This window comes from Terrabacter sp. R4-6, from assembly GCF_057529065.1.
This window is the reverse complement of sequence record NZ_CP197224.1, coordinates 4,071,042-4,091,849: the sequence shown is the minus strand read 5'-3', so window position 1 is coordinate 4,091,849 and position 20,808 is coordinate 4,071,042. Positions and strand designations below refer to the sequence as shown.

The window sequence follows — 20,808 nt, the reverse complement described above, 5'->3', positions numbered from 1 at the left end:
CCCGCTCCCCACCCATGTCGAGTGGCCCCGTAGTCACAGGCACGAGCGCCGCATGCAGTCGAGTGGCCCCGTAGTCACAGGCACGAGCGCCGCATGCCGTCGAGTGGCCTCGTCGTCACAGGGCGGCGAGGGGTGTCAGCCGCACGCGGAGCGCCGCATCTGCCGTTGGATCGCGACGTCGATGGCGTGGCTCGAGAAGAAGCGGGCATCGACGTCAGCAAGCCTCAGCGTCTCGTGCGGCACGCGCAGGGCATCGGCGAACCGCACCAGCGTCGCCCTCCGGGACGTCGAACCGTTCAGGTCGTCGTTCCAGATCTCCTGCACGTCCCAGCCATCGGCCTCCAGCCCATCTCGGCGGTAGCCGTCCGCGACCCGTTGCTCGTCGTCGGAATGGTAGAGCGCGCCCTGGTACTCGCCGACGACCTTGACCACCCTGCCGTCGAGGTCCAGCACCCGCCAGACGAGGTCACCGACGCCGAGCAGCACCGTGGGGTCCCAGGAGGCGTGGATCGGCTCGTTCAGCGTTGGCTCCGGGAGACCGCCACGCGTCAGGATGAGCCGAGCGAGCGACTCGCGCGGCGACGCCGAACCGACCCGGATCTCCTCGTACGCCTCGAGCAACGTTTCCTTGCCGCGTGGCCGGTTACGGCTCAGACACCTCTGCATGAGTGGAGTCCGCGCGTTGAGTCGTGTGGCACAGGCGTCCCCGAGCACCACCAGGTCGTCGAGTCCCACCGGTTTGCCCCGACCGACCAACTCACCCAGGTCGACCCACGTGTCAGCGACATCGACGACGGGAAGACCGTCGATGTCGACGATCTGCCGAGCATGCAGAGCCCGATGTCCGATGACCCCGGGGAGCCTCACCCGGTTCCTGACGATCGGGCGCATCACGTGGAGGCGCACGTCCTCCTCCACGGCATACGACATCGGGAGTCCGAGGAGCCGGGCGGCGGTCACGTGGGAGAAGGCACTGTCGGCCGGGAGCGCCGACAGGGTCACGCGACACTCCTGCAACAGAGCCTGCCGCGCAGCCATGACTGCCTCGTCTGAACCTGAGGCCCGGGTTGTCGATGGTGCCGCCACGCTCACACCTTGCGCCGTCGGCTCCCCCTCGGGCACGGCGAAGTCCGCGCCTGTGCACAAGCCCGCGAGTGAGGAGAGGGATGTGGACGGTGCCGTGTGACGACGGGGCCACTCGACGGCATACGTCGTCTGGTCCTCGCGACGACGGGGCCACTCGACGAGGTGGGTGGGGACGCCGGTGAGGCGGATGGGACGGGGAGGCCACTCGACGGGCTGGGGTGGGTGGCGGCGTCAGCGGTAGAGGGCTACGACGATGAGGGTCTGGGCCACGTGGTAGGTCACGATGACCGTGAGCGGCGCCCAACGCCTCTCGTGGACGAAGCGGTCGTGGCCCAGCACGGTGTCGGAGACGACGAAGACCATGCACCCGAGCAGCAGCAGCCAGTCGCCCGTGCCGGCCGCGACGAGCACGAGCACGAAGAGGACGAGCTGGTAGACGAACACCGGCCCCCGCTGCGTCCCGGAGTGGCGCACGATGTCCCGCCCGGCCTTCGCGTGCAGCACCGCGAGGAAGGGCACGGCCACGAGGATCGGCCAGGGGAAGCCGTCCGCTCGGACCGTCTCGAGGATCGCCCAGACGTAGGCCAGGTGGCCCACGAGGAAGGCCCCGAGCCCGACGAGGAACCGCGTCTCGGTCGCGTGCAGCAGCGCGACGTCGCCGAGGAGGCAGAAGGCGAGCGCCACGATGACGGGCAGCAGCGGCGGAGAGCCCGGCACGCGTCCTTCCCAGTAGAGCGACCAGGCCAGCCCCATGAGGAGCAGCACGACGAGCGGCTTCGTGATCCGCTCGACGACGTGGTCGCCGCGCAGGACGGAGCCCCAGTTGATGAGCGCCGTCACCCCGAGCGCCACGCTGATAACCCACAGATGGGTGGTCACGTGCCCACGTTCCCAGCCGCGGCTCAGGTTGGCGGCGCAGACACGCTGCGGAGGCCCACCACCTGTCGAGACGAATCGGCGTACGTCCAGTTCTCTGCCAGACTCGTCCAATGCCCATGCGCAAGTTCCAGCACACGGTCACTGCCGACGACACGTCTGCCCGGGTCGGCAGCGGTGACCTCGACGTCCTCGCGACCCCGCGTCTCATCACGTGGTGCGAGAACGCCGCGTTCCAGGTCTGCAAGCAGAACATCGACGCCGACCACACGACGGTCGGCACCATGGTGAAGATCGAGCACGTGAGGGGCAGCGCGGTCGGCTCCGAGATCACCGTGCTGTGCGCCGAGCCGATCAACGACGGACGCCGGCTCGTGTGCCACGTGACCGTCAGGGACTCCGACGGCGAGGAGCTCGCCAAGGGCGAGTTCCACCGGGCCGTCGTCGACCCGGACCGCTTCATGAGCAAGTGCCAGCGGGTCCTCTGACCCGCAGCCACCTCCCAGCCGCGGTTGCCACGATGACCGTGTGACGCTCGGACTGCTCGGTGCGCTCCTCGCAGCGCTCGCCTACGGTGCGGCCACCGTGCTCCAGGCCGTGGGTGTACGTCGTGCCGCCGCACTGCCGCCCGGCACTCCCTGGCGCGGGCGCGTGCGGGCCGGCCGGCCGTATGCCGTGGGCCTCGCCCTCGACGGGATCGGCTTCCTCGCGTCCGTGGCCGCCCTGCGCACGCTGCCGCTCTTCCTCGTCGAGTCCGCGGTCGCCTCGTCGGTCGCGGTCACCGCCGTGCTCTCCGTCGTCGTGCTCGGCGTCCGTCTCGGAGCGGCCGAGGTCGTCGCGCTGCTCGTCGTCGTCGCCGGCCTCACCGGCCTCGCCCTCACCGCGGCGGCCGGACCGGCCGTGCAGCCCGGACCCGGGGCGACCTGGTGGCTGCTCGCGTCAGCAGCGGTCGTCGCCGTGCTGGGCGTCGTCGGGACCATCGATCACGACCGACGACGCGGGTCCGTCGTCCTCAGCATCGCGGCAGGCCTCGGCTTCGGCGGTGTCGGCGTGGCGGCCCGTCTGCTCGAGGTCCCCACGCCGGTGTGGCGCCTCGCGACGGACGGCGCCACCTGGGCCCTCGTCGCCCACGCCGTGCTGGCCACCGTCGCCTACGCCCTGGCCCTGGCCCGGGGCCGGGTCACGACCGTCGTCGCCCTGACCTTCGCCACCGAGACGGTCGTCCCCGCCCTCGTCGGGGTGATCCTGCTCGGCGACCGGGTCGGACCGGGCCGTGGTCCCGCGGCCGTGCTGGCCTTCGTCGCCACGCTCGGAGGGTGCGTCGCGCTGGCCCGTCGCGCCGAGCCCACCGCCGCCCGATCCCCACCCCCCGGGCGACGAGGCGAGGCGCCAGACCGCCCCGCAGGACGCGTCCCGGCGGCGCTGACCTGAGGTCACCGACGCCGCAGGCGCTCCATCTCGGTCTCGATCTGATCCTCGGTCGGCGCGTCGACCGCATAGGCATCGACGGCGTTCGCCACGATGCCGATGCCCCACCCTGCGATCGGGAAGATGGGCCAGAAGAAGGCCGCGCCGGTCACGGCCCAGAACACCACGAGCATCCCGTTGACGAGCACGTAGATGAGCAGGTGGGTGCGGAAGTCGGCCTTCTTCTTGAGCCTGGCGAGCGCTCTGCCGCGCAGGTCGACCTCCGTGACGGCGCGGTCGACCGTCGGGTCGGGCACGTCGTGGTCGGGTTCGACCGGAAGCTGGTTCGCGGTCATGGTCGTCACCGCTCCTTCGCGGGCCGCTGCGCAGGAACTCCGCGCAGCTCCCTGCTTCCAGCGTAGGCCGGGCGCGGTCGCCCGGTCGGCGAGCGTGCCGGACGTCACCGTCGCACCGGCACCGCCGGGCTCTCGTGCCGTCAGAGCACGTACGCGTCGCCGTCGCGGCGGTAACCGAGGCTCTCGTAGTACGGCTCGACCATGTCCGGTGGCGTCAGCACCCGCCGGAACCCGCGCCGACGGAACGGCCCCTCGGGACCGAAGACGAACTCCCCCGGCATGACGTCGCGGTGGCGCGGGGTCACCCAGTCGAGCAGCAGCTGGGCGGTGCCCTCTCCCGCGTCGTGAATGAGGACGACGCCGACCATCTCGTCGCCGCGCAGCACGAGGTAGGACGGGTTCCCCGCGAACGGGTCGTGCACGAACTCCGGGTTGTAGCGGCGGATGTCGCCCTCGTGCACCCGCAGGACGTGCCGCAGGTAGGTGTCGTCGCCGGCGACCTCGAGCACCTCGTAGACGCCGGAGTCGTGCTTCTCACGCGACATCCGCGTCAGGTAGTAGACGTTGATGCCGGCGAGGACGACGTTGAGCCCCACCATCGGCCAGACGTGGTTGACCGCGTTGTAGGCGATGAGGACGACGCAGCCGACGAGGTTGATGATCCGCAGCCGGCGCAGCTGCGTCTGCAGCAGCGACCAGACGAGGATCGCCGACCCGATCCAGCCGACGGCCTCGAGCCACCAGGTACCCATGGCCGCGACCCTAGCGCCCGGGACGCCCCGGCTCGCCGGGATCGGGGTGGTCCGCGTCGTGCCCGGCGCGGGCCACCCCCGTCACGACGACTCAGGCGTCGGGCGCGACGAACTGCGGGAGTGCCGCCTCGAACCGGGAGTCGAGGGTGAGCGACGGCAGGACCTGCCCCTGCTTCTGCGCATCGGCCGCGACCGACGCGCCCCACGACGAGGCCCGGAGCCGCTGGTCGGGCGTGCCGTGGTGACCCGCGCTCGCGAAGTCGCAGTCGCCCACCTGGTACAAGGACTGCTCTGCCTCGAGGACGCGCCGCGTGTTGAGGGCGAGTCCGCGCTTGTGGGTCACGAAGTACGTGCCGAACGCGTCGGCCATGAGCTCGGTGCGGCGCGTCGCCTCCGGACCGGTGAGCGGCGAGGCGAACAGGTTCTGGTCGTACTGCACGTGGTGGCCGTACTCGTGGCCGAGGACGGCACGGGGCCCGACGTCGCCGACCCCGATGGCGGCGAGCGCGTCGAGCATGCCGTCTCCGAAGACGAGCTTGTCCGGCAGCGAGGAGATGACCGGGTCGGGGTCGCTCACACCGCTGAAGGCGAAGGCGTTGAGGGTGAAGATCGGGCTGGCTCCGCCGGCGAGGCCGGGGTCGGACGTCACGACGTCGACGACGATGGCGCCGAGCTCCGCCGCGTCGGCGTCGGACACCCCGTAGAGCACCGCGATGAGCCGGGCGAGCCGAGCCGGGTCACGCATGACGTCACCGTGCATCGCCATGAGGTGGATGTCCGTGCCGTCGGTGTCCCAGAACCTCTGCGCGGCCCGGAACGAGCTCGTCAGCTCGTTGCGGGACGCCTTCGTCAGGGCGTAGGCCGGGTCAGCCGTCGACCCGAAGAGGAGCGCGTCGTAGGTCGGGAAGTCGAAGCCGCCGAGCAGTGAGAGCACGAAGAGGCTCGACGGGTCGATGCCGGCGATGATGCCGTCGACGTAGGCGTCGAGCCGGGTCGGCGCGCACTGGTAGGTCGTCGGGTCGATCGCGCGCCCCAGGGCGTCCTGCGCTGCGGAGGGCTCGACACCGAACCTCTCGAGGGCGCTCGCCCGGCGGGTCCGCCAGTCGGCAGGCAGGTGGGCCCGCGCCGCGGCGATCAGCGCCGACGCCCTCGGGTCGTTCGTCGTGCCCGCGACGTAGTCGTACGTGTGGCCGGTTCCGGCGACGGACGTCGGGACGGCCGTGCCTGTCGCTCGGGTCTGGTCCTGGGTCTGGGTCTGGGCTGCGGGAGCCGCCGTGGCGACCGCCGATCCGGTGGCCCCCGAGATGGCCAGCGACGTGACGAGAGCGATCGTCCTGGTCGTGGTCCTGCGCACGTGAGAGCTCCTTCGTGTCGTGCCCCCGCCCGATGCCGGGGCGACGCGCCCATCATCACCGCCGAGGACGACACCAACCCCCGAAACAGCCCATATCCGGGTGAACGGTGCGATGCGTCTCAGCCCGCGGGAGCGTCGTCCGTCCCGGAAGCCTCGGAGGCCTCGGAGGCCTCGGAAACCTCCGCGGTCCCGGAGGGCTCGTGACCGACGAGCTTGAGCCCCACGACGGCGCCGACGATCCCCGCGAGCAGGACGACCTTGACGGCCGAGAACGCCTCCCCGCCCGTCGTCATCGCCCACGTCACGGTGAGCGCGGCCCCGAGACCGGTCCACACGGCATACGCCGTTCCGATGGGGATGGAGCGCACGGCGTGCGCGAGCCCGGCCATGCTCAGCGCGCCGGCGACGAGGAACACGACGGCGGGGACGGGGCGCGAGAGTCCCTCGGACGCGGCGAGCGCTGAGGCCCAGACTGCCTCGAGGACGGCGCTGGCGAGCAGGACGACCCACGGCATCACGCCACCGCCTTGAGGCCGGCGACGCACGCGACGAGCACGAGCAGCAGGGCGGCACGGGCGCCGCCGAGGCGCTCCTCGCCGCGGGCGACCGCGAGCAGGACGGTGCCGACGGCGCCGATCCCGACCCAGACGGCATACGCCGTGCCCGTGGGCAGGCCGGTCATGGCCCACGCGAGGCCGACCATGCTGAGCACGAGCGAGACGGCGAAGAGCGCGGTCGGTCGGGGACGGCGGAAGCCGTCGGACGCGGCGAGCGCGGTGGCCCAGACGGCCTCCAGCGCGCCGGAGAGGATGAGGACGAGCCAGTGCACGGCGATTCCGATCCGGCCGTCTTGTCGCTGTGCGGGTACGGCTCCCTCGTCCGCGAGCGCGGCTCGCGCGCTCACCGACGATTCTACCGAAGGGGCGCGTCCCGGTCGAAACGGCGTATCAGGAGCACCCGCCCGGCGTACTGTCGGGTGCAGGCGCGCTCCTGCGAACAGAGGATCGCCATGAGCCGTGACTATCTCGACTTCGACGTCGCCGTCACCCGTGAGGGCCAGGGGTATGCCGCTCACGTCCTCGCCTCGCCCGCTGGCGAGGCGTCGGCTCCCTTCACGCTGCCGTTCGCGGCCACGGACCTCGCCCAGTTCATGATCGCGGTGGGCCCACCGCGCGTGTCCTCGAGGCGCCTCGTGCCGGCGGAAGCACGGGTCGTCGACGTCAAGGAGTACGGCCGCCGCCTCGGTGACGCCCTGCTCTCGGGCGAGGTCGGACGGGCCTTCCGTGACAGCCTCACGACCGCCACCGGCCAGGGCAAGGACCTGCGCCTGCGGCTGCGCCTCGACGCCGTCCCCGACCTCGACCCGGTGCCGTGGGAGTACCTCTACGACTCGCGGCTCGGCCGCTTCCTCACGCTCTCGCAGGAGACCCCGATCGTGCGCCTGCTCGACTCGCTCGAGCGCCCGCCGGTCGTCCACGTCGACGCGCCGCTGCGCGTCCTCGTCATGATCTCGAGCCCGAGCGACATGCCCGAGCTCGCCGTCGACCGCGAGCGGCAGCTACTCACGGCGACGACCGGCGACCTCGTCGCGAGCGGACGTCTCACCGTCACCGGCCTCGAGGACGCGACCCTGACGGGGCTGCAGCGGGCCCTGCTCGACGACTTCCACGTCTTCCACTTCATCGGCCACGGCGGCTTCGACCAGCAGGCGCAGGAGGGGGTTCTCGTCCTCGAGCGCGAGGACGGCACGGCGCACCGGGTCTCGGGCGCGCGGCTCGGGACGCTGCTCCACGACGCCCGCACCATGCAGCTCGCGGTGCTCAACGCGTGCGAGGGGGCGCGCACGTCAGGACGCGACGCGTTCTCCGGGGTCGGCCAGGCCCTCGTGCGCCAGGGGCTGCCCGCGGTCGTCGCGATGCAGACCGAGATCTCCGACCGGGCTGCGCTCGTCTTCAGCCACGAGTTCTACTACTTCCTGACCCGAGGGCTCGGCATCGACGCCGCGATCTGCGAGGTGCGCAAGGCCATGGCCGTCTCCGACGAGGCCTCGGAGTGGGGCACCGCGGTGCTGCTGCGGTCGGGTGCCGACCAGCCGTTCTCCTTCACGGCGAGCGCCGGCGTCGCGACCGAGCGGCCCGAGAGCCGGCTCGAGTCGCTCTACGACGCCGCCAAGGACGCGCTGCTCGCCCGGGCCCCGGCGACCGCGCTACCGCTGCTCGAGCAGATCGCGGCTGAGCACCCCGACTACCAGGACGTCACCCAGCTGCTCGAACGGGTCCGGCCGGAGGCAGCCCCCGTCGACGACGGGCCGGTGCCTCGGCCGCGGCCCGAGACGGACACCCAGGGCGGCCGCACGCCGCCGCCGACCGAGCCCGACACAGACACCGACACAGACACCGACACCCACGACACCGACACCGACACCGACACCGACACCGACAACGACACCGACAACGACACCGACAACGGCCGGGGGCGCAGGGGCAACGGCTTCGTGCGCAGCCTCATCGGCCTCGTCGTGCTCTTCGGCCTCTTCTGGCTCGGGGCGACCCAGGTCCCGAAGTGGTTCAAGGGGGCCACGGGCGACGTCACGAGCGCCTGCGGGCCGGCGCCCGCCGCCGCGAGCAGCGCGGCGACGACGTTCGTCGCGGGCTGCGCCACGACGACTCCTGCCGTCGACGGGGACTTCGCCGACTGGGACGGCGTGCCCTCGCACTCGATCCCTCACGTCATCGCCCAGCAGGGCACGCCGCAGCGCGAGTTCGGCGGCGACTGGCAGGTCGTCTGGGACAGCAGCGCGCTCTACCTGCGCGTGCACGTCGTCGACCCGGACGTGCGCAGCGTCAACCTCGCGACCCCCGGCGCCTGGTTCAACGGCGACGGCTTCTCCTTCGAGTTCGGCCCTGACGCGCGGGGCCTCGACCCCGCCGCGACGACCCGGCGCGGGCAGGACGTCCACGTCATGGTGGGGCTGTCCCGTGACGCGCCCACCTCCGGCGTCGCGTCGATCAACCCGGCCGGGCGCGGCACCTTCACCACCGGCACGCGCCACCCCGAGATCACCGTCGGACGCGCCGACACCCTGACCGGCTACGACCTCGAGGCCCGGGTGCCGTGGTCGTCCCTGCAGCTGAAGAAGGCGCCGGTCCGTGGCTCGGTCTTCTCGATGAACGTCAACCTCAGCGACGCGACGAGCGCCCCGGCGGCGTGGAAGCTGCGCACCATGAAGAGCACGAACGCCGCGCGCACCGCCGAGACGCAGGGCTTCCCGCACGGCTGGCAGACGATCACCCTCGCCGACGAGGCCTCCTGAGATGACCCCTGAGATGACTTCCTGAGATGACTTCCTGAGATGGCCGGACGACTCCTCGCCCTCCTCGTCGGGATCGACGCCTACCCGGCACCGATCCCGCCCCTGTCGGGCTGCGTCAACGACGTCACCGGGTTCGCCGAGGTCCTGCGCGACCGCGTGGGCGCGGACGCGCTCGACCTCGTCGTGCTCACCGACGCCGAGGCCACCCGCGCCGCCGTGACCGGCCGCCTCGCCGAGCACCTGGGCCGGGCCGGCCCGCAGGACGTCGCGCTCTTCTACTACAGCGGCCACGGTTCGCAGCAGACGACGCCGGAGGAGCTCTGGTCCATCGAGCCCGACCACCGCAACGAGACCCTCGTCTGCGTCGACAGCCGCTCCCCCGGCAGCTGGGACCTCGCCGACAAGGAGCTGGCGGGCCTGCTCGACGCCATCTCGTCATCGGGCTGCCACACGCTCGTCGTGCTCGACTGCTGTCACTCGGGCGACGGGACGCGTGACGCGGAAGAGGTGGTGCGGCTGGCGCCGCCGGACCCGCGCGCCCGACCCGCGTCGACGTTCGTCGGGCTGGGCGACGTGACGACCGGCTCGCCCACCCGCGGCACGGCCAGATGGACCCCGGCCGGCCGACACGTGCTGCTCGCCGCGTGCCGGTCGTCGGAGAAGGCGAAGGAGGTGACCGTCCTCGGCCGTCAGCGGGGCGCCCTGTCGGCGGCCCTCGAGGCAGCGCTCCTCGGCAGCGACGGACGCCCGTCCTACCGCGACGTCCTGCGGATGGTGACGGCCGACGTGACGAACCGCGTCACCGACCAGCACCCCCAGGTCGAGACGGCCGACGCGACCGAGCTCGACCGGCCCTTCCTCGGCGGCGCGATCCCGGCCACCGCGAGGCCGCTCACCCTGAGCCGGCTGCCCGACGGCTGGTCCATCGACTCGGGCGCCGTCCACGGGGTGCCCGAGCCCATCGGTGACGACACGACCGAGCTCGCCGTCTACCCTCTGACCGGCGAGACGTCGGGCTCACCCCTCGCCACGGCGCTCGTCACGAAGGTCCTGCCCGACCGGAGCCTGGTCCGCCTGACCCCCGAGCTCGACGAGGCATACGTCTATCGCGCGGTCGTCACGTCCATCCCGCTCGCACCGCTGCGCGTGGGAGTCGTCGGCGACGCCGCCGGGACCGCCGCGCTCCGCACCGCGGCGGACGCCGCCGACGAGACGCTCGTCGACCTCGTCGAGGGTGCGGGAGACGAGGACGGCGGGGCCGACCTGCTCGTCGAGGCCACCCCGGACGGCTTCGTCATCACCCGTCCCGGCGTGACGCGTCCGCTCGTCCCGGTCGTCGCCGGCGAGGCCCGTGAGGAGCGCACCATCCTCGCCCTCGAGCGCGTGGCCCGCTGGCTGCGCCTGTCCGCCCTGACCAACCCCGCGACCCGCCTGCCCGACGGCGCCGTGCGTGTCGAGGTGGACGCGGGCACGGGCCCCGTCGGTGCCGGCGGCACCCTCCGGATCGCGTATGCCGGCACGGACGCCCCGCGCTTCACCGTCCGTCTCGCGAACACCACGTCCACCCCCCTGTGGGCAGCGCTGCTCGACCTCACGGAGACCTACGGCATCTTCACCGACGCCTTCCCTGCCGGTTCGGTCGCGCTCGGACCGGGTGAGGCGGCGAGCGTCGACCTCATCGGGCAGGTCGCCGACGCGCTGTGGGAGGCGGGGACCGTGTCGCTGCGCGACCAGCTCATGGTCGTGTCGAGCACGCTGGAGTTCGACCCGCGGTCGCTCGAGCAGGAGGAGCTCGACGTCAGCGCGGTGCCTGCTGCCGGGACGACGAGAGGCGCCGGCGTGCCGCCCGCGCTGCGCTCCAACCTCGAGCGGGTGCTCGGCGGCACGCGGACGCGGCGCCTGGGCCCGAGCGCCGCGGCCGCCGCGGTGGCCGACTGGCGCACCGACTCCGTCTTCGTCGTCACGACCCGACCCCGTCCCTGACCGACCACGGACGCGCCACGGACGGGCCACGGACGGGCCACGGACAGGCCACGGACAGGCCACGGACAGGCCACGGACAGGCCACGGACAGGCCACGGACAGGCCACGGACAGGCCACGGACAGGCCACGGACAGGCCACGGACAGGCCACGGACAGGCCACGGACAGGCCACGGACAGGCCACGGACAGGCCACGGACAAAAAGAAGGACCAGACGGATTCCGTCTGGTCCTTCTTCGTTCGGTGGAGCTGAGGGGACTCGAACCCCTGACCCCCTGCATGCCATGCAGGTGCGCTACCAGCTGCGCCACAGCCCCTTGCGGGTGTCACCTCGTCGAAGCGACTGCGTAACCATAGCGGGTCTCCGGCCGAGAGCCAAAATCGGGGGCGGCCTTTCGGGTCAGACGTTCCAGGGCCCGAGGTTCCAGCCGCTGATGCGCCACCGGGTGATCTCGGAGAAGCTCTTGCCCGCCTCGACGAGCTCGATCCAGTGGCAGTTGTCGAGCCCGCGGAACACGGCGTCCGACACGTCCTGGTCGAGCCCCACGAGGGCGCTGGCCGCGACGCGGGCGGAGACCCCGTGGGCCACGACGACGGCGGTCTCGCCCGGGAGCAGCTCACGGGCGACGTCGCGCAGGGCAGCACCCGCCCGCTCGGCCACCTGCGCCCGGGTCTCCCCCGTGACGCCGCGCGGGGTGTCCTCGCCACGGTCGAGGGCCGCGATGACGTCCGGGTAGCGCTCACGCACCTCGTCGGCGTGCATGCCCTGCCACTCGCCGACGTGCACCTCGCGCAGGCGGGCGTCGAGGCGCACCTCGAGGCCCGTGAGGCCCGAGATGGCGTCGGCCGTCGAGGCCGCGCGCCGCAGGTCGCTCGAGACGATGAGGGCGGGCGCGTAGGCGGCGAGGTGCGGCGCCGCAGCCTCCACCTGCTCGTGTCCGCGGTCGGACAGCTCGGTGTCCTTGTGGCCCTGCCAGACCCGGGCCGCGTTGTCGACCGTCTCGGCGTGCCGGACGATGACGATGCGGCGCGGCCCCACGGGCGGCACGGACCCGGCTGCGGTCACGCCTCGTCGGCCTCGTCGCTCGCGCCGTCGGCACCCGGACGGGCCGGCGCCTGGACTGCCCCGAGGTCGATCTCGGGGCAGTCCTTCCAGAGGCGCTCGAGCGCGTAGTACTCGCGCTCCTCCTCGTGCTGGACGTGGACGATGATGTCGCCGAAGTCGATGAGGACCCAGCGGCCCTCGCGCTCGCCCTCGCGGCGGATCGGCTTGCTGCCCAGCTCACGCAGCCGGTCCTCGACCTCGTCGACGATGGCGCCGACCTGCCGCTCGGACGGTGCCGAGGCGATGACGAACACGTCGGTGAGCGGCATCTGCTCGCTCACGTCGATGGCCATCACCTTCTCGGCGAGCTTCTCCTCGGAGGCCAGGGCGGCCACCTTCGCGAGCTGGATCGAATGGTCTGCTGCGGTCACGAATCTCCTCGGGGCGGTGCCGGCGACAGGTGCGTCGGCACGGTGCCTGCGCTCGCCAGGTCGGCGGCATACAGGCGGTACTTGTTGATGTACTGGACGACCCCGTCGGGCACGAGGTACCAGACCGGGGCGCCGTCGGCGACGCGCGCCCGGCAGTCGGTGGAGCTGATCGCCATGGCCGGCACCTCCTGCAGCGTGACGCGGTCCTCGGGCAGCCCTTTGTCGGACAGCTCGTGGCCGGGCCGGGTGACGCCGATGAAGTGGGCCAGCTCGAAGAGGTGCTCGGCGTCCTTCCAGGACAGGATCTCGGCCAGGGCGTCGGCGCCGGTGATGAAGAACAGCTCGTCGTCGGGCCGCTCGGTCCTGATGTCGCGCAACGTGTCGATCGTGAACGTCGGCCCGGGCCGGTCGATGTCGACCCTGCTGACGGTGAAGCGCGGGTTGGAGGCCGTCGCGATGACGGTCATGAGATAGCGGTCCTCGGCGGGCGAGACGCGACGGTCCGCCTTCTGCCACGGCTGTCCCGTGGGGACGAAGACGACCTCGTCGAGCTCGAAGCGCGACTGGACCTCACTGGCGGCCACGAGGTGGCCGTGGTGGATCGGGTCGAACGTCCCGCCCATGACGCCGAGGCGCATGGTCAGTGGTGGGCCCCGTCGGATCCGCTCGTGCTGCCGTGCGTGCCCTCACCGCGCCGCGGGGACTGCACCTTGTAGGCGGTGTTGCGGAAGCTCCACGTGACGCCGAGCGCCACGAGGAAGAGCGCGAACGTGATGAGGAAGTAGGCGATCACCGGCATGGGAAGCTCGCGAGCGGCTTCCTCCCCCTCGGTGACGAGTGCGAGGACACGATCAGACATGCGCCCAGCCTAGCGCCCGCACGCCCCGGCCGACGCAGCGCGTGCCCACCGAGGGCGTATGCCGTCCGCCCGGCTCAGTGCCCGCCCGTCCCCTCGGCGCCACCGGGCGCCTCCTCCCCCGGGTCCGCGCCTCGCAGCCACGCATGACCCACGGTCGCGAACGGCTCGTCACCGGCGACCACCGCCGCGAGGACGAGGTCGCGCCAGCGCTCGGCGAGAGCGACCACGTCCGCCGGGTAGCCGAGCTCGACCCGGTGCTCGGCGAACTCGTCCTCGTCGTCGACGAAGAGATGTCCGTCGCGGGTCAGCACGACGTCGAGGTCGAGGTCGACCATCGTCACCTCCCACTCCGGCCCGCCGTGGGTGGCCTCGCGGCGCTGCCAGACCGGTTCGGTCGTCATGTCGACGTAGACGCTGATCTCACGGTGCCCCGGGTAGAAGCCGCCGACGTACGCCCCCTCGTGCGGCACGAGCGAGACCCAGCCGCTGGACTCGACGAACTCCGCACCGGGGCGCGCGCAGCGCGTGCCGGCCGGCGCGTACCACCAGTGGCCGTGCTCGTCGGACCCGAGGTAGCGACCGTCCCACTCCCAGTGACGGCCCCCGCCCCACTTCGTGAACCGACCCGCGACCGGGGTGCCGGGCTCGAGCCCGCCCGGCGGCATACCTCGTCGGGACGGGCGGTCAGCGGCGGAGGCGGTCACGCCCGGCACGTTACCGGCGGCGCCGTGGACTTGCAGGGTACGAGCGGGAACAGCATCCGCACAGCGAGGTGACAGGCGCAGCCCATCGGCGGCCGTACCCTAGAACCCATGGTTCCCGAGTTGTCCGTGGTCATCCCGATGTACAACGAGGAGGAGGTGCTCCCCCTCCTCGTCGAGCGGCTCCGACCGCTCCTCGACGGCATGGGCACCACCTACGAGGTCGTCGCCGTCGACGACGGCAGCAAGGACCTGACGGCCGCGCTCCTGCAGCGCTACCACCGCGAGTGGTCCGAGCTGCGCGTCGTGCGCCTGCGCGCCAACGCCGGGCACCAGGCCGCGATCTCCGCCGGCCTCGTCAGCGCCCTCGGCGACTACGTCGTCACCATCGACGCCGACCTGCAGGACCCGCCCGAGATCATCCCGCAGATGCTCGCGGCCGCGAAGGACGACGGCGTCGACGTCGTGTACGGCGTGCGCAACGACCGCTCGACCGACACGTGGTTCAAGCGGGCCTCGGCCCAGGCGTTCTACAAGCTCATCGGGCTCATGTCGCAGACCTCGGCGCATGCCGACGCCGGCGACTACCGCCTCATGTCGCGCGCCACCGTCGACGCCATCAACAGCCTCCCCGAGCACAACCGCGTGCTGCGCTTCATCGTGCCGGCCCTCAACTTCCCGTCCGACACGGTCGAGTACAAGCGCGAGGAGCGCGCCGCCGGGGACTCGAAGTACCCGCTGCTCAAGATGATCAAGCTCTCGCTCGACTCGCTGACCGGCTTCTCGACGGCGCCGCTGCGGCTCGCGACGTTCGCCGGCTTCGGCGGTGCGGTCCTGGCCGTGCTGCTCGTGCTCTACACCCTGATCTCCCGGTCGCAGGGCCACACCGTCGCCGGCTGGACCTCGACGGTCGCCATCGTCGCGGGCGTCGGCGCGGTCCAGCTCGTCTGCGTCGGCATCCTCGGCGAGTACATCGGCCGGATGTACGGCCACATGCAGGGCCGCCCGACCTACTTCATCGCCTACGACTCGAAGACCGCCGACACCGGCGCGCACGGGCCGACCGACACGCCCCTGCCGGCCCAGCCGAGCGAGGCGCACATCCGCACGACGTCGGAGGAGCCGGACACCGACGCCGTCGACACCATGCCCGACACCGCGTCCGACACCGTGCACGACACCGCGTCCGACACCGTGCCCGACACCGTGACGGTGCTGGACCCAGAGCCCCGGACCGAGCCCGAGCGCACTCAGCTGCGAGGCTGAGCCCGCACGAGCAGGCTGACGCCGGGCAGGCCTCCGACGGGCAGGTAGCGCTCGGCAGTGATGATCGTGCGCAGGCCGAAGTTGACGACCGGGTGCAGGTTCTCGAGGTCCGAGCCGGAGCTCGTCCGGCGCCGCATCGCCACGACGGGGCGCAGGAGCACGTTCCACGACCGTACGTCGGTGACGTCGAAGCCGCCGCGGTCGAGCAGGTCGAGCAGGCCCTCGCGGGTGTAGCGACGCACGTGGTCGACGGCCTCGTCGTGCTCTGACCACAGCCTCGGGTCGGCCGGCACGGCCACGAGGTACGTGCCGGTCGGCTTGAGCACGCGACGCACCTCCGCGACGGCGGCGTCGTCGTCCTGGAGGTGCTCGAGCAGGTCGAAGGCCATGACGAGGTCGAGGGAGTCGTCCGCGAGAGGCAGCCGCGTCGCGTCGCCGCGCAGCGTCGCGAGTCCGCGACCGTGGGCGACCTCTGCGCCGTCAGAGCCGTACTCGAGCGCGACGGCGTCCCAGCCGTGCTCACGCAGGACACGGGTGTTGCCCCCGCCTGCGGCGCCGATGTCGAGGGCGCGTCCGGGCACCAGCCCCGCGATGGCCTTGGCCAGGAGGTGACGCCGCTCGCGGTACCACCAGTGGTCGTCCTCGAGCTCAGCGAGCTTGCGGACCTCGGTGCCTTCCATGGTGGGCCATCATGCCATCCGGGGTGCCCGGATGCGGCAGCGCCCGTCAGCGGGTGTGGCCGTCGCCCTCGACGATCCACTTCGTCGTCGTCAGCTCGGGCAGCGCCATCGGTCCGCGCGCGTGCAGCTTCTGGGTCGAGATGCCGATCTCGGCGCCGAAACCGAACTCGCCGCCGTCGGTGAACCGGGTGCTCGCGTTGACCATGACGGCCGCCGCGTCGACCTCCGCGGTGAAGCGCCGGGCGGCCGCCCGGTCCTCCGTGACGATCGCCTCGGTGTGCCCGGTGCCGAACCGACGGATCCGGTCCATCGCCTCGTCGAGGTCGTCGACGACGGCCACGCTCATCTCCAGGCCGTGCCACTCCGTCCCGAAGTCCGCCTCGCTCGCGAGGTCGTATGCCGCGCCGGCCGCCTCGGCGTACTGCGTGACCTCGGGTGCCACGTGCAGTCGCACCCCGGCGCCGGCGAGGTCGGTGAGGGCCTTGGGCAGGAAGTCCGCGGCGACGTCACGGTGGACGAGGAGCGACTCGGCGGCGTTGCAGACGCTGGGCCGGTGCGTCTTGGCGTTGAGGGTGATGGCCCGGGCCCGGTCGAGGTCGGCGGCACGGTCGACGTAGACGTGGCACACGCCGACGCCGGTCTCGATGACGGGGACCGTCGACTCGCGGACGACGGTCTCGATGAGGTCGGCTCCCCCGCGCGGGATGACGAGGTCGACGTGGCCGCGAGCGGTCATGAGGGCCCGGGCGGCGTCGCGACCGCCCTCCTCGAGCAGCGTGACGGCGTCGACCGGAAGGCCCTGGGCGGCGAGGGAGCCGCGCATCGCCTCGACGAGGGCGTGGTTGCTGCTGGCGGCCGCGGAGCCACCGCGCAGCAGGACGGCGTTGCCGGACTTGAGGGCCAGGCCTGCGGCGTCGACGGTGACGTTGGGCCGCGCCTCGTAGATCATCCCGATGACACCCATCGGCACCCGCACCTGACGGATCTGCAGGCCGTTGGCGAGGGTCGAACCGCGCACGATCTCACCGACGGGGTCGGGCAGGGCCGCGACGTCGCGCAGCGCCTGGGCGACGGCGGCCACGCGCGGCTCGTCGAGCCGGAGCCGGTCCTGCAGGCTCTCGCTCATGCCGCCCGCGCGACCGCGCTCGATGTCCTCGGCGTTGGCCGCGATGACCTCCGGCGCGGCGGCGTCGACGGCGTCGGCGAGCAGCAGCAGGGCCGCGTCCTTCTCCGCGCGGGACATGAGGGCGAGCCGTCGCGAGGCGGTGCGCGCGCGCTCCGCCAGGGCCGTCACGTGCTCGACGACGGCAGGGTCGATCGTCTGGGACATGCCTCCAGCGTAGGTCGTCGTGCAGGCCGTGAGCCGTCCGTCTCCGGGGGCTGGACCGAAGGCCCGGTCCGGACGGCCCTGCGTGCGCCCCTGCCCGTCACTAGAGTTCGACGTGTGTCGCCCCACTCCGTCATCAGCACCGCGCGACGGCTCGTCGTCAAGGTCGGCTCGAGCTCGCTGACCGGCGTCGACGGCGGCATCGACCACGGCCGCCTCGTCGCCCTCGCGAACGCCTTGGCGCACAAGCACCTCGACGGCACCCAGATCGTCCTCGTCAGCTCCGGTGCCATCGCGGCCGGCATCCACCCGCTCGGCCTGACCGCCCGACCTCGCGACCTCGCGACCCAGCAGGCCGCCGCCTCGGTCGGCCAGGGCGCCCTGCTCGCCGGCTACACGCAGGCGTTCGGCCGGCACGACATCACGGTCGGTCAGGTGCTGCTCACCGCCGACGACGTCACCCGGCGCACGCACTACGCGAACGCCCGCCGCACCCTCGAGCGGCTGCTCGACCTCGGGGTGCTGCCCATCGTCAACGAGAACGACACCGTGGCCACGAGCGAGATCCGCTTCGGCGACAACGACCGGCTCGCCGCCCTGGTCGCGCATCTCATCGACGCCGACGCGCTCGTCCTGCTCTCCGACGTCGACGCGCTCTACGACGGGCCTCCGAGCCGACCGGGAGCCCAGCGCATCCCCGTCGTCCGCGGACCGCAGGACCTCGTCGGCGTCGAGATCGGCGGCAGCGGCTCGAAGGTCGGCACGGGCGGCATGACGACGAAGATCGAGGCGGCCCGCATCGCGACCGCCGCCGGCGTCGTCACGTCCGTGACGGCGGCGGACCGGGTCATCCAGGTCCTCGCGGGCGAGGACGTCGGCACCGTGTTCCTGCCGATCGGGGTCCGCGGCCGGTCGAGACGGCTCTGGCTCGAGCACGCGACGACCGCACGCGGCCGCCTCATCATCGACGACGGCGCCGTCACGGCGCTGGTCCAGCGCAAGAAGTCGCTGCTCCCGGCCGGGATCACGGCGGTCGAGGGCAGCTTCCACGACGGCGACCCCGTCGACGTGTGCTCCCCCGACGGCACCGCGATCGCCCGTGGTCTCGTCAACTACAGCTCCGCCGAGCTGCCCTCGCTGCTCGGCCGGTCGACGAGGGAGCTGGCCCGCGAGCTCGGCCCGGAGTACGAGCGCGAGGTCATCCACCGCGACGACCTCGTCGTCATCTGAGGCAGGACGCGCGAACGGCCGCGCACACCCCTGGCGTGCGCGGCCGCTCCGCGTCCCCCGCGACCTCGCGGGGGACGCGTCGGATCAGTGGTGGGTCGCCGTCTCGGCTCCGTGACCGGTGAGCGAGCGCACCTCCATCTCGGCGTACTTCGCCGCGTTGTACTCCTTGCTCGTGACCGTCCCGATGTAGCCGAGGACGAAGCCGAGCGGGATCGAGATGATGCCCGGGTTGTCGAGCGGGAACCAGTGGAAGTCGACCCCCTGGAGCATCGAGGGGCTCTTGCCGGTCACCGGGTCGTTCGGCTTGCCCGAGACCACGGGGCTGAAGATGATCAGCGTGATGGCGCTGATCAGGCCGCCGTAGATGCTCCACAGCGCACCCCTGGTGTTGAACCGCTTCCAGAAGAGCGAGTAGAGGATCGTCGGCAGGTTCGCGCTCGCCGCGATGGCGAACGCCAGCGCCACGAGGAAGGCGATGTTCTGGCCGAGGGCGAAGATGCCGCCGATGATGGCGATCGCGCCGAGGACGAGCGCTGCGATGCGCGCGACCTTGACCTCCTCCTCCGGCGTGGCGGTCCCCTTTTTGACGACCGTGTTGTAGATGTCGTGCGACAGGGACGCGCTCGCCGTGATCGTCAGACCGGCGACGACCGCCAGGATCGTCGCGAAGGCGACCGCCGAGATGATCCCGAGCAGGATCTCGCCGCCCAGCTCGAAGGCGAGCAGCGGGGCCGCCGAGTTGACGCCACCCGGTGCCGCCTTGATGGCTGCCGCTCCGACGAGCTCCGCCGCCCCGAAGCCGAGGATGAGGGTGAAGATGTAGAAGATGCCGATGAGCCAGATGGCCCACACGACGGACCGACGGGCCTCACGCGAGGTCGGCACCGTGTAGAAGCGCATGAGCACGTGCGGCAGGCCGGCCGTGCCGAGGACGAGCGCCATCGACAGGGAGATGAAGTCGACCGGGTTCTTGTACTGAAGCCCGGGCTGGAGCAGGTCCTTCCCGCCCGCCTCCTGCGAGGCGGTCGTGGCCTCGCCGAGCAGGTTCGAGAGGCTGACGCCGAACTTGGCGAGGACCCAGAAGGTCATGATCGCCGCGCCGATGATGAGCAGCACGGCCTTGATGATCTGCACCCAGGTCGTGCCCTTCATGCCGCCGAAGATGACGTAGAAGATCATGAGGATGCCGACGACGACGATGACGAGCCGCTGTCCGACGGCCCCCTCGACGCCGAGCAGCAGGGCGACGAGACCACCGGCCCCTGCCATCTGGGCGAGCAGGTAGAAGAACGACACGACGAGCGTCGAGATCGCCGCGGCGATGCGGACCGGGCGCTGTCGCAGCCGGAAGCTGAGCACGTCGGCCATCGTGTACTTGCCGACGTTGCGGAGCAGCTCGGCGACGAGCAGCAGCGCGACCAGCCAGGCCACGAGGAAGCCGATGGAGTAGAGGAAGCCGTCGTAGCCGTTGATGGCGATGGCGCCGGCGATGCCGAGGAACGAGGCCGCCGACAGGTAGTCACCGGCGATGGCGATGCCGTTCTGGCGGCCGGTGAAGGCACGCCCACCCGCGTAGTACTCCGCGGCACTGCGGTTGTTGCGCGAGGCGCGGATGACGATGGCGAGGGTGACGACGACGAACAGGGCGAAGATGCCGATGTTGATCGCCGGGTTGCCGACCGTGGTCGCCGCGGGGACGAGCGACGGGGCGGTGGTGAGGAGGGCGCTCACTGCTGCACCCCCATCTTCTGGGCGAGGGCTTCGGCCTCGGGGTCGAACACGCGGTCGGCCCAGCGGGCGTAGACCATCGTGATCGTGAAGGTCGAGACGAACTGGAGGAGGCCGAGGATCAGGCCCCACGTGATGTTGCCGACGACCCTCGTCCCCATGAAGTCCTTGGCGAAGACGGACAGCAGGACGTAGAGGAAGTACCACGCGAGGAACAGCGCGGTCAGCGGGAACACGAACTTGCGGAACTTGCTGCGCAGCTGGGCGAACTCGGGCGAGTCCTGCATGGCGACGTTGGGATCGTCGGCCACGCGCTCTGGAGCGTCTTTGCTCACTGGGGCCACCTCCGGGGCGGTTGGGTCGTGCCTGGTCTGCTGGGCGGTCGGCGCGGGTCCTGCTGCCGCCGACGCTCCC

Annotated in this window: 22 protein-coding genes, 1 tRNA gene and 1 riboswitch; of the genes, 6 read left to right on the top strand and 17 right to left on the bottom strand. The window is 71.9% G+C overall.

The annotated features are described in order from the left end of the window. Positions 1-135: 135 nt before the first annotated feature. Together ACSSS0_RS19010 and ACSSS0_RS19005 are read right to left on the bottom strand one after the other, a co-directional pair. Positions 136-1,038: a hypothetical protein gene (locus tag ACSSS0_RS19010; protein WP_487229216.1), complete on the bottom strand. Its 903-nt coding sequence runs from the start codon at positions 1,036-1,038 to the stop codon at positions 136-138. 279 nt (positions 1,039-1,317) lie between these two features. After that, the gene (locus ACSSS0_RS19005; RefSeq protein ID WP_487229215.1) at positions 1,318-1,965 is read right to left on the bottom strand and encodes a lysoplasmalogenase; all 648 of its coding nucleotides are present in this window, start codon (positions 1,963-1,965) and stop codon (positions 1,318-1,320) included. Positions 1,966-2,075: 110 nt separating this feature from the next. Between ACSSS0_RS19005 and ACSSS0_RS19000 the strand changes: the two genes are divergently transcribed. Together ACSSS0_RS19000 and ACSSS0_RS18995 are read left to right on the top strand one after the other, a co-directional pair. After that, entirely contained in the window at positions 2,076-2,450 is a 375-nt protein-coding gene (locus ACSSS0_RS19000) for a thioesterase family protein (RefSeq protein ID WP_487229214.1), read from the top strand. A 40-nt stretch (positions 2,451-2,490) separates the two neighbouring features. Beyond that, positions 2,491-3,393 carry a hypothetical protein gene (locus ACSSS0_RS18995; protein WP_487229213.1) on the top strand — a complete coding sequence of 301 codons (903 nt, stop codon included), beginning with the start codon at positions 2,491-2,493 and terminating at the stop codon, positions 3,391-3,393. A 2-nt stretch (positions 3,394-3,395) separates the two neighbouring features. On the opposite strand, the gene ACSSS0_RS18990 is transcribed toward ACSSS0_RS18995, so the two are convergent. The 5 genes from ACSSS0_RS18990 to ACSSS0_RS18970 all read right to left on the bottom strand — a co-directional run bounded on the left by ACSSS0_RS18990 (position 3,396) and on the right by ACSSS0_RS18970 (position 6,660). Further along, positions 3,396-3,725 carry a 2TM domain-containing protein gene (locus tag ACSSS0_RS18990; protein WP_435986441.1) on the bottom strand — a complete coding sequence of 110 codons (330 nt, stop codon included), beginning with the start codon at positions 3,723-3,725 and terminating at the stop codon, positions 3,396-3,398. 140 nt (positions 3,726-3,865) lie between these two features. Next, positions 3,866-4,477, bottom strand: coding sequence for a hypothetical protein (locus tag ACSSS0_RS18985; protein ID WP_487229212.1), 612 nt, complete (start codon positions 4,475-4,477; stop codon positions 3,866-3,868). 91 nt (positions 4,478-4,568) lie between these two features. Further along, entirely contained in the window at positions 4,569-5,831 is a 1,263-nt protein-coding gene (locus tag ACSSS0_RS18980; protein WP_487229211.1) for a neutral zinc metallopeptidase, read from the bottom strand. Between the two features lie 119 nt (positions 5,832-5,950). Continuing rightward, a complete protein-coding gene (locus tag ACSSS0_RS18975; RefSeq protein WP_487229210.1) occupies positions 5,951-6,346 on the bottom strand; it encodes a DMT family transporter in 396 nt (131 codons plus the stop codon). After that, on the bottom strand, positions 6,346-6,660 hold the full coding sequence (locus ACSSS0_RS18970; RefSeq protein WP_487229209.1) for a DMT family transporter: 315 nt from the start codon (positions 6,658-6,660) through the stop codon (positions 6,346-6,348). The genes ACSSS0_RS18975 and ACSSS0_RS18970 overlap by 1 nt, the downstream gene beginning before the upstream one ends. A 10-nt stretch (positions 6,661-6,670) precedes the next feature. Then, positions 6,671-6,736, bottom strand: a riboswitch (guanidine-III (ykkC-III) riboswitch). 104 nt (positions 6,737-6,840) lie between these two features. On the opposite strand from ACSSS0_RS18970, the gene ACSSS0_RS18965 reads away from it, so the two are divergent. Further along, complete coding sequence (locus ACSSS0_RS18965; RefSeq protein WP_487229208.1) at positions 6,841-9,144, top strand: CHAT domain-containing protein; 2,304 nt, start codon at positions 6,841-6,843, stop codon at positions 9,142-9,144. Positions 9,145-9,183: 39 nt separating this feature from the next. Then, positions 9,184-11,127, top strand: a complete 1,944-nt coding sequence (locus tag ACSSS0_RS18960; RefSeq protein ID WP_487229207.1) for a caspase family protein — start codon at positions 9,184-9,186, stop codon at positions 11,125-11,127. A 244-nt stretch (positions 11,128-11,371) separates the two neighbouring features. On the opposite strand, the gene ACSSS0_RS18955 is transcribed toward ACSSS0_RS18960, so the two are convergent. From ACSSS0_RS18955 to ACSSS0_RS18930, 6 genes are all read right to left on the bottom strand, one after another. Continuing rightward, a tRNA-Ala gene (locus tag ACSSS0_RS18955) sits at positions 11,372-11,444 on the bottom strand. Positions 11,445-11,527: 83 nt separating this feature from the next. Continuing rightward, a complete protein-coding gene (locus tag ACSSS0_RS18950) occupies positions 11,528-12,193 on the bottom strand; it encodes a histidine phosphatase family protein (protein ID WP_435986448.1) in 666 nt (221 codons plus the stop codon). After that, positions 12,190-12,603, bottom strand: a complete 414-nt coding sequence (gene rsfS, locus ACSSS0_RS18945; protein WP_487229206.1) for a ribosome silencing factor — start codon at positions 12,601-12,603, stop codon at positions 12,190-12,192. The genes ACSSS0_RS18950 and rsfS overlap by 4 nt, the downstream gene beginning before the upstream one ends. After that, the gene (gene nadD / locus ACSSS0_RS18940; protein ID WP_487231226.1) at positions 12,600-13,226 is read right to left on the bottom strand and encodes a nicotinate-nucleotide adenylyltransferase; all 627 of its coding nucleotides are present in this window, start codon (positions 13,224-13,226) and stop codon (positions 12,600-12,602) included. The genes rsfS and nadD overlap by 4 nt, the downstream gene beginning before the upstream one ends. Before the next feature lie 17 nt (positions 13,227-13,243). Beyond that, positions 13,244-13,462: a hypothetical protein gene (locus ACSSS0_RS18935; RefSeq protein WP_435986450.1), complete on the bottom strand. Its 219-nt coding sequence runs from the start codon at positions 13,460-13,462 to the stop codon at positions 13,244-13,246. 74 nt (positions 13,463-13,536) lie between these two features. After that, positions 13,537-14,166 (bottom strand): DUF402 domain-containing protein, encoded by a 630-nt coding sequence (locus ACSSS0_RS18930; RefSeq protein ID WP_487229205.1) that lies wholly within the window; start codon positions 14,164-14,166, stop codon positions 13,537-13,539. Between the two features lie 108 nt (positions 14,167-14,274). Between ACSSS0_RS18930 and ACSSS0_RS18925 the strand changes: the two genes are divergently transcribed. Continuing rightward, positions 14,275-15,429 carry a glycosyltransferase family 2 protein gene (locus tag ACSSS0_RS18925; RefSeq protein WP_487229204.1) on the top strand — a complete coding sequence of 385 codons (1,155 nt, stop codon included), beginning with the start codon at positions 14,275-14,277 and terminating at the stop codon, positions 15,427-15,429. Here ACSSS0_RS18925 and ACSSS0_RS18920 read toward each other — a convergent pair. Together ACSSS0_RS18920 and ACSSS0_RS18915 are read right to left on the bottom strand one after the other, a co-directional pair. Beyond that, entirely contained in the window at positions 15,414-16,109 is a 696-nt protein-coding gene (locus ACSSS0_RS18920) for a class I SAM-dependent methyltransferase (RefSeq protein ID WP_435986453.1), read from the bottom strand. The genes ACSSS0_RS18925 and ACSSS0_RS18920 overlap by 16 nt on opposite strands. 46 nt (positions 16,110-16,155) lie before the next feature. Continuing rightward, positions 16,156-17,439: a glutamate-5-semialdehyde dehydrogenase gene (locus tag ACSSS0_RS18915; RefSeq protein WP_435986454.1), complete on the bottom strand. Its 1,284-nt coding sequence runs from the start codon at positions 17,437-17,439 to the stop codon at positions 16,156-16,158. 114 nt (positions 17,440-17,553) lie between these two features. Between ACSSS0_RS18915 and proB the strand changes: the two genes are divergently transcribed. Continuing rightward, the gene (proB, locus tag ACSSS0_RS18910; RefSeq protein WP_487229203.1) at positions 17,554-18,666 is read left to right on the top strand and encodes a glutamate 5-kinase; all 1,113 of its coding nucleotides are present in this window, start codon (positions 17,554-17,556) and stop codon (positions 18,664-18,666) included. Between the two features lie 84 nt (positions 18,667-18,750). Here the strand turns inward: proB and ACSSS0_RS18905 are convergent, their stop codons facing one another. Beyond that, on the bottom strand, positions 18,751-20,397 hold the full coding sequence (locus ACSSS0_RS18905; RefSeq protein ID WP_487229202.1) for a solute symporter family protein: 1,647 nt from the start codon (positions 20,395-20,397) through the stop codon (positions 18,751-18,753). Further along, positions 20,394-20,729 (bottom strand): DUF485 domain-containing protein, encoded by a 336-nt coding sequence (locus ACSSS0_RS18900; protein WP_435986457.1) that lies wholly within the window; start codon positions 20,727-20,729, stop codon positions 20,394-20,396. Before ACSSS0_RS18900 ends, ACSSS0_RS18905 begins: the two co-directional genes overlap by 4 nt. Between the last annotated feature and the right edge of the window lie 79 nt (positions 20,730-20,808).

Bases quoted from the DNA above. Each gene is read 5' to 3' on its own strand.
- ACSSS0_RS19010 (WP_487229216.1), bottom strand. From the start codon at position 1,038: ATGGCTGCGCGGCAGGCTCTGTTGCAGGAGTGTCGCGTGACCCTGTCG.
- ACSSS0_RS19000 (WP_487229214.1), top strand. From the start codon at position 2,076: ATGCCCATGCGCAAGTTCCAGCACACGGTCACTGCCGACGACACGTCT.
- ACSSS0_RS18990 (WP_435986441.1), bottom strand. From the start codon at position 3,725: ATGACCGCGAACCAGCTTCCGGTCGAACCCGACCACGACGTGCCCGAC.
- ACSSS0_RS18985 (WP_487229212.1), bottom strand. From the start codon at position 4,477: ATGGGTACCTGGTGGCTCGAGGCCGTCGGCTGGATCGGGTCGGCGATC.
- ACSSS0_RS18975 (WP_487229210.1), bottom strand. From the start codon at position 6,346: ATGCCGTGGGTCGTCCTGCTCGCCAGCGCCGTCCTCGAGGCAGTCTGG.
- ACSSS0_RS18965 (WP_487229208.1), top strand. From the start codon at position 6,841: ATGAGCCGTGACTATCTCGACTTCGACGTCGCCGTCACCCGTGAGGGC.
- ACSSS0_RS18960 (WP_487229207.1), top strand. From the start codon at position 9,184: ATGGCCGGACGACTCCTCGCCCTCCTCGTCGGGATCGACGCCTACCCG.
- nadD (WP_487231226.1), bottom strand. From the start codon at position 13,226: ATGGGCGGGACGTTCGACCCGATCCACCACGGCCACCTCGTGGCCGCC.
- ACSSS0_RS18935 (WP_435986450.1), bottom strand. From the start codon at position 13,462: ATGTCTGATCGTGTCCTCGCACTCGTCACCGAGGGGGAGGAAGCCGCT.
- ACSSS0_RS18925 (WP_487229204.1), top strand. From the start codon at position 14,275: ATGGTTCCCGAGTTGTCCGTGGTCATCCCGATGTACAACGAGGAGGAG.
- ACSSS0_RS18920 (WP_435986453.1), bottom strand. From the start codon at position 16,109: ATGGAAGGCACCGAGGTCCGCAAGCTCGCTGAGCTCGAGGACGACCAC.
- ACSSS0_RS18915 (WP_435986454.1), bottom strand. From the start codon at position 17,439: ATGTCCCAGACGATCGACCCTGCCGTCGTCGAGCACGTGACGGCCCTG.